The sequence below is a fragment of the Gammaproteobacteria bacterium genome (assembly GCA_009845905.1).
Classification (GTDB): domain Bacteria; phylum Pseudomonadota; class Gammaproteobacteria; order Steroidobacterales; family Foliamicaceae; genus Foliamicus.
In genome coordinates this window covers 213295-225148 of sequence record VXYS01000004.1, presented here as the reverse complement: position 1 = coordinate 225148, position 11854 = coordinate 213295, and the positions used below count along the sequence as shown (strand labels likewise).

Here is an 11854-nt window from a genome sequence, read left to right as displayed (position 1 = left end):
CGAGTAAAGGTCAGTGGCGATACCTGCCGCCGCCATAACCACCGCGATCCCGGCCTGCGGATCTCTTTTGCTGCGGCCTGGCTTCGTTCACCCTCATGGGGCGGCCGTCATAGTCGGAGCCGTCAAGGTTTTCGATGGCCGCCTGAGCCTCGGCGTCGGTGGCCATTTCCACAAAGCCGAAACCCTTGCTGCGACCCGTGTCACGATCGCTGATCAGATTGCAGGACTCGACGGTCCCGGACTCGGCGAACTTCTCCGTAACGGAACTTTCCGTTGCCGAATAGGGCAGATTGCCTACGTACAGTTTTCTTCCCATGATTCCTTCCAAAGAGTTGGTTAGCGCCTGCGTACTAGTGGGCTGGGTGCTCGTTGGCCCGCAAGAATTGCGGATATGAATGTACATTCTAGCCTGAGAGTGGGGTGATGGGGATCACTTGTTCGAAACAGGCGGCCGTTGCATGCCGTGCGTGCCGGAGAAGGCGTCCGGCTTCAGAGTGTCCGGAGCCGCCGCCGAAACCGAGTCGAAAAGGCGGTCTTCAGCGGCTATGGATTCGGCGCTGACCTCGGCAATATTCGTCCAGTCGTCCATTGTGAACAGGACATCGGTGTAGTCGCTGAAGGGGTTCTTGCGCGGCGTCATTAATTCCGACATTACGGCGTGGTAGTGCCTTAGCGCCTCGTCCAGGACGGCAAAATCGGCGCGGTCCGCCTGGCGATACGCGTCAAGCGTCTCAGCGAGCAGCGCATTTTCGGCTCTCGCTCTTTCCTGGCGGATTGCGAGTGTTTGCAGCGCCTCGTGAACCTCCGCGTTGTCCTTGGGAACGCGCTCCTTCAGCAAGTCGTGGATGTTAATGTCCGTGAGGTCGAGCCGGTCCATCGAGTTAACCAGGTAGTCGGCGCAGGCTTCGAACAGGTCGGCGAGACTGTCGTCTCCCGGCTGCACCTGTTCCAATGCGCCCATTAAGGATTGACGGACCTGGACCTGGCGGCGGCGTTCCCGTCCCAGCTCGGCCAAGGGGTTGAAATCGGCGTCCACGATTGCCTCCTCGCTTGCCGCGGCGCCAGCGGACGAAAGCACGAGACTGCATGCAGTCAGTACACCGAAGAATGCGCTTACAGGATGTGTTTGCGACCGCTGATTTCGCATTCGGCCAATGCTAACAGTTCGCCCTGGGAGTGGGGGCATGTCCCCCACGGCGGCCCGCCTTCGCGGAGGGCGGGACGCCCTCCCACCCCAGGGGACGCACTGCGCCTAGGCTTCGGCGCGTTCGATTACGCCGCCACCCAGGCATTCCTCGCCGTTGTAGAAAACCAGGTACTGCCCGGGCGTTACCGCCCACTGGGGCTCGTCGAAGCGCACCAGGCAGCGGTCCGGGCCGACCAGACGCGCCTCGCAATCCGCGTCGTCCTGGCGGTAGCGGGTCTTGGCGCTCAAGCGCATGCCCCCGAGGAGATCATCCGGCGCGCCGCGCACCCACTTCAGCTTTCGCACGGTGGCCAGGCGGGTGAACAGCAGCGGGTGGTCGTGCCCCTGTGCCACGACCAGCGCGTTGGCGCTCAGGTCCTTGCGCACCACGTGCCAAGGCTCGGGGCCGCAGCCTTGCATGCCTCCCAGTCCGAGTCTGCGCCGCTGGCCGATCGTGTAGGCTGCAAGACCGCGATGTTCGCCCACATGCTTTCCGGCAAGCGTGACGATGGGCCCCGCTTGCATCGCGAGGTGCCGCGAAATGAAATCCGGAAAGGACCGCTCGCCCACGAAGCAGATGCCGGTGCTGTCCGGGCGCGCGTAATTCGGCAGCCCGCGCCGATGCGCGATGTCGCGCACCTCGTCCTTGTCCAGTTCACCCACCGGGAAAAGACAACCGCCGAGCGCACTTCCGTCAACCGCGTGCAGAAAATACGTCTGGTCCTTGTTGCGGTCCTTTCCGCGCAACAGCCGGGTGCCGGGCGCCGAGTGCTCCAGGCGTGCGTGGTGGCCCGTGGCCAGCCGTTCGGCGCCCAGTCTACGCGCCTGTTTCAGACAGGCCCCGAACTTGATGCGCCTGTTGCAGCCGACGTCCGGATTGGGAGTTCGTCCCGCCCGGCACTCCATCAGCATCTCGTCGAAGACTTCCCGCCGGTACTCTTCGGAGAAATTCAGATGGTGTAGCGGGATGCCGAGTTCGCCGGCCACGCCCGCCGCGGCCTCAAGGTCTTCGGCGGCGGGACAGGAGCCGTCGGGCTCGTCCCAGTTGGTCATGTGCAGGGCTTCCACCGGGTGGCCCGCGTCGATCAGGCGCAACGCGGCCACCGCGGAATCCACTCCGCCGGAAATCGCCACCATGACGTTGGCCGCCACGGGAGAACCTCACTCCGCCAGTTTCTTCGCGATGCCCGTGTAAGTCGCGGGAGTCAGGGCGAGCAGCGCCTCGCGCGCTGCGTCAGGCAGCTCTGTCTTACTCAAGAAATCATGTAAGGATACTCTTGTAACTATCTGATTACGTGACATATCCTTAAGTTGTTCGTAGGCATTCTCGCAGCCATGGGCGCGCATCACCGTCTGCACCGCCTCGGCCAGCGTTTCCCAGGCCGAGTCGAGGTCCTCGCTCATTCTGGACTCATCGGGCGAGAGTTTGTCCAGGCCTTTTTGCACTTCCGTCCAGGCCACCAGCGCATGCCCGAATGCGACGCCCAGGTTGCGCAGCACCGTGGAGTCGCTTAGGTCCCGCTGCAGACGCGACACGGGGAGCTTTTCCGAAAAGTGGCCCAGCAGCGCGTTCGAAAGCCCCAGGTTGCCTTCGGCGTTTTCGAGATTGATGGGATTGACTTTGTGCGGCATCGTGGAAGACCCTGTCTCGCCGCTCACCGCTTTCTGGCGGAAGTAGCCCAACGAAATATAGGTCCACGCATCCCGGCACAGGTCGATCAGGATGCGGTTGATCCGCGCGAGCGCGTCGCAATACTCGGCTACCCAGTCGTACGGCTCGATCTGCGTCGTGACCGGGTTCTGCGCCAGGCCCAACCCGGAAAGGAAGCGGCGGCTGAAGTCCGGCCAGTCCACCCCGGGGCAGGCGGCGTAATGGGCGTTGTAGTTGCCGGTCGCGCCGCTGCACTTGGCCATCGCCGGGATGTCGCCGAAAACCGCGAGTTGGCGCTGAAGCCTGTGTGCGAACACCGCCAGTTCCTTGCCCAGTGTCGTGGGGCTGGCCGGCTGACCGTGGGTGCGGGCCAGCATGGGCAGGCCGGCGTGATCGCGGGCCATGCATCGAAGCTGCCCGATCAGCGCTTCCAGCACGGGCGTCAGGACTTCTGAACGGGCCCCGGCCAGCATGATGCCGTAGGCGCTGCTGTTGATGTCCCAGCTGGTGCAGGCGAAATGCAGCAGAGGTATGCGGCCGGCGAGCGAATCGTGTCCGCTCAGCCGTTCGGCCAGGTACAGCTCCACCGCCTTGACGTCGTGGCGGGTCTGCTGCTCCAGTTCCTTTACGCGCTCGGCCGCCGGCGCTCCCAGGTCCTGTTCCAGAGCGTCCAGAAAGGCCGTTTCGTCGGCGGTCAGCGGAGCGGCGGGCCCGAATGCTTCTTCGGCGCAAAGCGCCCGCAGCCAGGCAAGCTCCACCTTCAGCCGCTGCCGGATCAGCCCCTGCTCGGAGAACAGTTCGGCCAGCGGCCGCACGGCTTCCGCGTAGCGCCCGTCCAGCGGCCCCAGCGCGGTCAGAGAATTCGCGAGGCTGGTATACCGGGACATGGAAATGGGCGGCTATACTCCGAGGCGCGCATCATACTGCAACAGGGGTAGTTCGTGCCAAAATTAAGAACCGAACGCGACAGCATGGGAACGCTCAAGGTCCCGTCCGACGCGCTTTGGGGAGCCAGCACCCAGCGTGCCGTGGAGAACTTCCAGATCAGCGGCAAGAGGATGCCGCGCGCGTTCATTCGCGCCCTGGGCCTGATCAAGGGCGCCTGCGCTTCCGCCAATCGCACCCTGGGCCTGCTGGACTCGGCCCGGGCCAACGCCATCATGAGGGCAGCCGATCACGTTGCCCACAGCATCCACGACGAGCACTTCCCCGTGGACGTCTTTCAGACCGGATCGGGCACCAGCAGCAACATGAACGTAAACGAGGTGATCGCCAGCGCCGCCAGTTCCAAAGAGATCAGGGTGCATCCAAACGATCACGTGAACATGGGGCAGAGCAGCAACGATGTCATTCCGTCGGCATTGCATCTCTCCGCGGCCCTGGAGGTCAACGAGCGGCTGCTGCCGGCCCTGGATCACCTCGCCGGCACGATCGAGAAGCGCGCCGCCGAATTCGAGGGCGTGGTCAAGACCGGCCGCACGCACCTGATGGATGCGATGCCCCTGGCGCTCAGCCAGGAATTCGGCGGCTGGGCGGCGCAATTGCGCGACTGCCGGACCCGGCTTGAGCAGGTGCTCAATTTAAGGCTGAACAAGCTGGCGCTGGGCGGAACCGCGGTCGGGACGGGAATCAACGCCCACCCGGTGATGTCGGGACTGGCTTGCCGCTGGATCAGCGAAAAGACCGGCCTGGATCTGACGCCCGCCGGCAACCGGTTTGCGGCGCTGGCCGGGCAGGAAACGATGGTGGAGCTGTCCGGACAGCTCAAGGTGGCGGCGGTGGCGCTGATGAAGATCGCCAACGACCTGCGCATGATGAATTCGGGGCCGCTGGGCGGACTGGGCGAGATCACGCTGCCGGCGCTGCAGCCCGGCTCCAGCATCATGCCCGGCAAGGTCAATCCCGTCGCCAGCGAAGCCGCCATGCAGGTGGCGGCCCAGGTCATCGGCAACGACGCGGCGATAACGGTGGGCGCCCAGTCGGGCAACTTCCAGTTGAACGTGATGCTGCCGATGATCGCGCGCAACGCGCTTGAGAGCATCCAGATACTCTCGGCGGCCTGCCGGATGCTGGCCGACAAGGCGATCGCGGGCCTGACGGTCAACACGGAACGGCTGGCGGAGCTGCTGGAGCGCAACCCGGTCCTGGTGACGGCGCTGAACCCGGTGATCGGCTACGACAAGGCCGCGGCGATCGCCAAGCGGGCCTATGCGGAGGGGCGGCCGATCCTGGAAGTGGCGGTCGAGGAAACCGATCTTTCCGAAGAGCAGCTGAAGGCCATCCTGAATCCGGTCACCCTGACCCGGGGCGGCATTCACTCCGAATAACATTCATCCGGGACAGCCCCCGCCGCCCATTCGGCGTCGCGTCGTCTCTGACTCATCCCTCGCAGGAGACGCATAAACCCATCCCTGGGGCTCGTTTCCGGCATCCTGCCTCCAACGCTCCTGCGAGGGATGAGTCAGAGACGACGCTGTTACCTTGCTTGTCTGCCTCGGCGGATTTCAGCCCATTCGAGCTTCATCCACGGGGAAAAGCGCTCGGGGTGGCGTTCGATTTCCCGCGTCAGTTCATCCGGCGTGATCCAGCGCCAGGCGGCGATTTCGGCGGGGTCGGGCGCCAGTTCGCCGTCGTAGTCGCTTTCGAACACGTGGCATAGCTCGTTTTCCGAGAAGCCGTCGGAATAGCGGGCCTGGTATTGGAACTTGTAGAGGAACCGGGCCTGGCAGGCGATGCCAAATTCTTCTTGCGTGCGGCGCTCGGCAGCGGCGGGAACGTCCTCGCCCGGCAGAGGATGACCGCAACAGGCATTCGACCAGTACATCGGCCACAGCGGCTTGGCGGCGCTGCGTTGCTGGAGCAGGACCCGCCCGTCCGGTCCGTAGACGAATACCGAAAAGGCGCGGTGAAGCAGGCCGTCTCCGACGTGGCACTCCAGTTTTTCCGCCACGCCGATTTCGCGATCCTTGGCGTCCACCAGCACCAGGTTGACCGGCTCGCTCACTGGATCAGTTCCACGTCACCTCCACCGGCGGGAAGCTTCAGCGCGATGGTCCTTGCGCCGGTCTTTTCGATCGATTCCTTGACCGTATCGCTGCTCTCGGCGCACAGCGCAAGCATGGCGCCGCCGCCGCCGCCGCCGGTCAGTTTGGCCCCCAGCGCGCCGCCCATGCGCGCGGCGTCGATCAGCTGTTCCAGTTCCGGCGTGGCGAGCTGCAGGCCGTTGAGCAGGCCGTGGTTGAGGTTCATCAGGTCGCCCAGTTCCTCGAGCCGCCCGCTTTCGAGGCACTTCCGAGCCTCGACCACGAGTTCGCCGATTTCCTCGAAGATCCTGTCGTAAATGTTCGGGTTCCGGTCGCGCGCCGTCCTGACGTTTTCGACGGTTACCGCCGTAAGGCTTTCCTCGCTGCTGATGCCGATCACGAAATACGTGTCGGCGCCTGCCTTGACCGGCTGAATCTCCGGCGGCGTGTTCTTGCGGTACAGCAGTGTGGTTGCATACGCCGACACGGCGTTGTCCACGCCGCTCGCGCGGCCGTGCGCAAACTGCTCGCAGGCCCAGGCGATTTCGTTGATCCTCTCGACGCTGAGTTCCAGATCGAAGCGCTTGTTCAGGGCCCGGATGATGGCGACCGCCATCGCCGCCGACGAACCCAGGCCGACGCCGCGGGGCAGGTCGGAGAATACGGAAATGCGCATCGACTTGCCGGCCAACCCGAGTTCCTCGAGCATCTTCAGCGCCGAACGTTCCCAGGGGCGGCGCCGGCGCGAGTGGGACAGGCGGTACTCGAGCCCCCAGCCCGGGATCGCCAACTGAATGCCTTCCTCGCTGTCGCTGATCTGGGCGCGCACGTTCAGCGGTACGGGGCAGGCCAGAGCCGGCTGCCCGAACACGGCGGCATGCTCGCCCAGCAGGATCAGTTTGCCCGCGGCCACGCCCAGGCGGGCCATTGCCGCTTCGTCCAGAGCCGGCATGTCCCGCTTTCTTTCCAGCTCGCCCAGGACTTCCCTCGCGCGCCAGACCTTGACGTCGCCTTCGCCGATCAATCGCTCCAGGACCTGGTCGAACAGTTCCGGCGGCGTGCCGGCGGCCTTGACCACGGTGCGCGCGTGCAGGGTCATGTGGCCGGCCTGTATGCCTTCGGTAACCAGCGCCCGCAGCGCCGAGAAGTTCTGCGCGAGGCCGACCGCCGCCATGACCTGCGCGAGCTCCTGGGCCGATTCCACCCGCATCATCCGCAGGAACAACTGGGTGGCCGGGTTGGCCTCCAGCGAGCCCCCGACCGTGCCCACCTTGATGGGCATCTCCAGCCGTCCGCACAACGCCCCATCCTCGTTGCACCACCACTTCGAGAGCGCCGTGTAGTTTCCGTGACGCGCCGCCCAGGCGTGCGCGCCGGCCTCCAGGGCCCGCCAGTCGTTGCCCGTCGCAAGCGCCACCGCATCGACGCCGTTCATGATGCCCTTGTTGTGCGTCGCGGCGCGGTAGGGATCGACCGCGGCCAGTTCCGCCGCCATCGCGATGCCGTCGCGCACGTCCTCGCCGCTTTGCCCCTTGCCGCCGAGCAGTTCCTCCGGGATCACGACCTCGGCCCGGGCCAGCGCGCGGTCGCTGAGGTTCGACAGGATGCGCATGAACACCTGCCCGCCGCTCATGCTCTCGACCAGCGCCGACACGCCCTCGCACATGCTGTTCACGAGGTTCGCGCCCATCGCGTCGCGGGTATCGACCAGCAGGTGCAGCACGAGCATTTCGCCTTCGCCGCCGGGCATCGGACGCCGGTGTACTTCGACATCGACCACGCCGCCGCCTCGCGCCACCATGCGCGGATGAATGCTGTTCGCCAGGCGGATGATCTCCTCGCGCCGTGACAGTAGGTCGGCGGCCGCGTGCGCCGGATCGGGCACGTTCAGCACCTGGATCTGCCCGATCAGCACCGGGTCGTCGGCTTCTGCGGTGAAGCCGCCCGCTTCGCGAACCAGCTTGGCGGCGGAACTGAGCGCGGCGACGACCGAGGGTTCCTCCACCGCCATCGGGGCCACATAGTCGCGGCCGTTGATCAGGAAATTCAGTCCGAGGCCCACCGGCAGTCCGAGCACGCCGATCACGTTCTCGATCATCCGGTCCGCGCGCGCGGCGTCCAGGCTGGCGCGGCCCCGGGCCAGGTCCTTGAAGTCCGCCTCGCTCAATAGGCCGTGCTCGAGCGCGGTCTGCACCCGCTCGCGCGGCGTAAGACGGTAGAAACCGGGTATTCGGGACCCCTTCAAAGCGCCGGCAATTATACGAAAGCGTCCGATTGTGAATCTGTGGCAAAATTCCGCGCGAATCCTTCGTGCGGTCGATTGGGGGCCAAACAGATGACTGAAATTCGCAAGGCGCGCTTCAGCGCCGTGATTCTGGGTGTGTGTGCATCGGCTCTGATAGCGCCCGTATACGCGCAGGAACTCGAGGAAATCGTGGTGGTGGCGCGCAAGCGCGAGGAATCCCTGCAGGAGGTGCCGATCAGCATTGCCACGATCAGCGCGGAAGACATGGAAGTGCAGGGTATCGAAAGCCTTGAGGACATTGCCCGCCAGACCGCGGGAATCATTTTCGACAAGGGCTACGGCCCGCAGGACGTGCGCGTGGTCATGCGCGGACTCTCGCCGACACGGGGCCGCCCGAACGTGGCTGTGCTACTGGACGATGTGGACATCTCCGGCGAAGCCATCCGCACCGCCGGCAGTTCGCTTACCGTCAATCCCAGGCTGATTGACGTGGAGCGCATCGAGATCGTGCGTGGCCCGCAGTCGGCGCTCTACGGCCGCAGCGCCTTCGGCGGCGCTATCCACTACGTGACCCGGCGCCCCAGCGAGGAGCGCCTCGGCAAGGTTGCGATTGACGTGTCGGCCGAAGGCAAGCGCGAACTCACGGTCTCGGCCAGCGGCCCCGTAAGCGACAATTTCTTCGTGGGATTCAATGCCGCCTCCTGGAGCGAGGACGGGTACTACCAGAACCTTATTACGGGCGCCGACGTCGGCGGTCAGGAGGGCATTGGCGCCACCTTGACGGCCGCGCTCGACGTTTCGGATTCGTTTCGGCTGACGGCACGCGTAGAGATCACCGACGACGAATTCGGCCCGGCCGCGTCCACGGCATCCCAGCACCGCACGTTTCTGGCGGCGCCCGCCGCCGGGCTGGGGGTGCTCTGGCACCCGGACGCCACCGGTGTCGATCAGCCCTTCGGACCGGTCGCCACCATGGATGAACTTACGCTGACCCTGTCAACGGACCCGCGCACCGGCAAGGATTACCCGGGAACCACCCGCGAAGTCGTGCGCGGCCACCTTCGCGCGGAACTCGAGTTCGGCGGCGCTCTGCTGACGTCCATCACTCACGTCGGCACCGTGGAGTCGGTGCAGTATTTTGATGCGCAGCGCACCGGCGACTCGTCCGCGCCGGTTCGCCCGTTCGGCATCAGCGTGGCCGGCGAAACCAACTTCGAGACGGAGACCGACCTGTTCAGTCAGGAAGTCCGGCTGAGTTCCACCGGTGAGGGCCCCTTGACGTGGGTCGTCGGGGGCTTGTACTGGTCCGACGACACGCACCAGAACGAGCACTCGATTACCTGCATCATGCATGGTTTTCGACTGCCTTTCGTCGCGGATCCGAGCCTGCCCATCAGTTGCGGCCACTGGATGAGTCGCGTCGGCACCGCAGTTCCCCGGGTAAACCATCCCTGGGACCGGGAAATTTCGCACGTCTCCGCCTACGGCCTGGTCGATTGGCAGTTCACCGATGCCTGGGACGTGGGTTTCGAGGCCCGTTACGTCAGCGAGGAGCTGGAAGTTGACGGCCCGCATTCGAGCACACTCATAACCAATGCCTTCGGACCGCCCGTTCCTCCGCATCTGGCCTCGCTGTTTTTCGTGCCGCGGACAGGACCGCGGAACACCGATGAAGTGGATGACAGCTATCTTGTCCCCAAGCTGGTGCTGCGCTACCGCCCGTCGGATGAGCAGACCTGGTACGGTTCCATTTCCCGTGGCGTGAAGCCTGCAGGCATCAGCACGCTGGTGGGGCCGCAGGGATACGACAATCCCGAGGTATATCGCTTCGATGCCGAGGAAATCACCGTCTATGAATTCGGCTGGAAGACGAGCTGGATGGACAACCGGCTTCGTTTCAATGGCGCCGTTTTCTATCAGGATTTCAGCGACAAGCAGCTCACCACGCAGTACCTGCCGCCCGGCGAAGGCGCGGTCCTGGGCAGCCGGCCGGAAAACGCCTCCGCCGCCAAGATTACCGGGATTGAAATCGACACAACCGCGGTGCTGACCGACAACCTCACGATGAACTGGGGCTACACCTGGCTCGATTCCGAATATGACGAATACGCCAAGTTGAGCTCATCGATAAGCGATGCCGTGCGCGGCGGCACCTGCGAACTGGTCACGCTGGGCAATAACACCACCTGTCTGATCGACCTGACGGGCAACGAGATCGAGGATGTGCCGCAGCATCAGCTGTTCGCCGGCATTTCCTGGCGCTCCCCCATGGCCAACGGCGGCGAGTTCATGGTGGACTTCGATGTCCAGTACCAGGGATCGCGCTACGAGGCCGAATGGAATCTGCTGGAAATCGAGAGCTACATGCTGGCGGACCTGCGCGTGGGCGTGTCGCGCGGCCCCTGGACGGCGATGCTGTACGTCAGCAATCTGTTCGACGACGACACGATGCGCAGCGCGCTCAGCGCTCCCGATTTTGCCGGCATCAGCGTGGTTGCCGGGTTTGTGCCTCCGCCACGGGTTCCGCCTCCGGGACGGGTGTTCGTGACGCAGTTGTTCCCCAACTCCACGAACATCTATTACCCGGACCCGCGTGAATTCGGCTTGCGCGCCAGCTATACGTTCTAGTTTTCCGTAAGCTTCAACCGAATGCGCCGGCGTGCGGCTTTCCCGCGCCGGCGCATTCGCTTATGCTGGACGCCGCCACGCCCTGGTAGCTCAGCTGGATAGAGCGTCCGCCTCCTAAGCGGAAGGTCCCAGGTTCGAATCCTGGTCGGGGCGCTCTACTTGACGATGGATTTCGAGGTTCGGGTGCAGCCGGAGGAGGGGACATGCTCGACATCATGAAGCGGGCCTTTGGCGGTGGCGCCGCGCTGTGCATGTCCCGCCGCGACGCGCTTGTTCTGCCGGCGGCCGGGGCGGCCGCCCTCGCGCTCGCGCCGTTCCGCCCGGCGCAGGCGGGCGCGCAGCCGGAAGCCACATACATGCCTCCATCGGAAGGGCGGGTGCGCTCGGAATTCTTCGCCTTTGACGACCCGCTCGACAAGATGACCGCCGAGTTTCGCATCTACCGCGACCTGGCGGACGAAGCGGACGTGCTGCTCTGGTATCACTTCACGATGTTCATCGTCGCCGAGGGCCGGCGCGTGGAGCCCGTAGTGCGCTATGAGGGAATCGAGTTCTCTCATCACAAGCGGATCGACACGCATGTCTTTCGCGTGCACGGGCACAATACCTCGTATCCGCGCCATCCGGTTACGGGCGAGTTCATAGAACGCGTTCACAACCCGGTTACGGGCGAGACGGTCAGGGTCGAGCCGACGATTCTCACGGAAGACCCGGGAATGCTGTACTCGCCGGAAGGCAAGCATCCGCTGGACCGGGAAGGGGAGGACTACACGCCCACCAGCACGGTGTTCCGAATCGAGGACGACATCGTGAAGGCGGAGCAGATTCGCGTACCGCCGGACAACTGGGTGACGCCTTTCATCGAAACGTCGCACAACTGGACGGCCAGGTCCCTGTTCGAGGACCCTTCCATCACGAGGCTGCCCATGGGCACGGCCGGCGGCTATGTCTTTCCCTATCCCCGCTGGCTGGAGATGGGGGACATTCCGGGGCACATGTTCGCGATCTGGAGCGGCAAGAAACTGGATGGCGTGCACCAGTTGCCGGCCGAGTACTTCGCCCGGATCGAGCGCGACAATCCGGAGCTGCTCGCCGTGGATCTGAGTCCGTTCGACGGCTGA

General features: G+C 64.7%; 9 protein-coding genes and 1 tRNA gene. 4 read left to right on the top strand and 6 right to left on the bottom strand.

The features are described from left to right. Positions 1–10 precede the first annotated feature (10 nt). The 4 genes from F4036_02535 to purB all read right to left on the bottom strand — a co-directional run bounded on the left by F4036_02535 (position 11) and on the right by purB (position 3724). Entirely contained in the window at positions 11–316 is a 306-nt protein-coding gene (locus F4036_02535; protein MYK36616.1) for an RNA-binding protein, read from the bottom strand. Positions 317–430: 114 nt separating this feature from the next. Next, a complete protein-coding gene (locus F4036_02530; protein ID MYK36615.1) occupies positions 431–1078 on the bottom strand; it encodes a hypothetical protein in 648 nt (215 codons plus the stop codon). A 174-nt stretch (positions 1079–1252) separates the two neighbouring features. Further along, on the bottom strand, positions 1253–2323 hold the full coding sequence (gene mnmA / locus F4036_02525; protein ID MYK36614.1) for a tRNA 2-thiouridine(34) synthase MnmA: 1071 nt from the start codon (positions 2321–2323) through the stop codon (positions 1253–1255). A 24-nt stretch (positions 2324–2347) separates the two neighbouring features. Beyond that, a complete protein-coding gene (gene purB / locus F4036_02520) occupies positions 2348–3724 on the bottom strand; it encodes an adenylosuccinate lyase (GenBank protein ID MYK36613.1) in 1377 nt (458 codons plus the stop codon). Between the two features lie 54 nt (positions 3725–3778). Here purB and F4036_02515 point away from each other — a divergent pair, with 54 nt between their 5' ends. Then, positions 3779–5164, top strand: coding sequence for a class II fumarate hydratase (locus tag F4036_02515; GenBank protein MYK36612.1), 1386 nt, complete (start codon positions 3779–3781; stop codon positions 5162–5164). 149 nt (positions 5165–5313) lie between these two features. Here the strand turns inward: F4036_02515 and F4036_02510 are convergent, their stop codons facing one another. Both F4036_02510 and F4036_02505 read right to left on the bottom strand, forming a co-directional pair. Continuing rightward, entirely contained in the window at positions 5314–5841 is a 528-nt protein-coding gene (locus F4036_02510; GenBank protein MYK36611.1) for an isopentenyl-diphosphate Delta-isomerase, read from the bottom strand. Further along, positions 5838–8105, bottom strand: a complete 2268-nt coding sequence (locus F4036_02505; GenBank protein ID MYK36610.1) for a hydroxymethylglutaryl-CoA reductase, degradative — start codon at positions 8103–8105, stop codon at positions 5838–5840. The genes F4036_02510 and F4036_02505 overlap by 4 nt, the downstream gene beginning before the upstream one ends. Positions 8106–8195: 90 nt before the next feature. Here F4036_02505 and F4036_02500 point away from each other — a divergent pair, with 90 nt between their 5' ends. The 3 genes from F4036_02500 to F4036_02490 all read left to right on the top strand — a co-directional run bounded on the left by F4036_02500 (position 8196) and on the right by F4036_02490 (position 11854). Then, complete coding sequence (locus F4036_02500; GenBank protein MYK36609.1) at positions 8196–10733, top strand: TonB-dependent receptor; 2538 nt, start codon at positions 8196–8198, stop codon at positions 10731–10733. A 79-nt stretch (positions 10734–10812) separates the two neighbouring features. Then, positions 10813–10886, top strand: a tRNA-Arg gene (locus F4036_02495). Between the two features lie 50 nt (positions 10887–10936). After that, the gene (locus F4036_02490) at positions 10937–11854 is read left to right on the top strand and encodes a DUF1838 domain-containing protein (GenBank protein MYK36608.1); all 918 of its coding nucleotides are present in this window, start codon (positions 10937–10939) and stop codon (positions 11852–11854) included.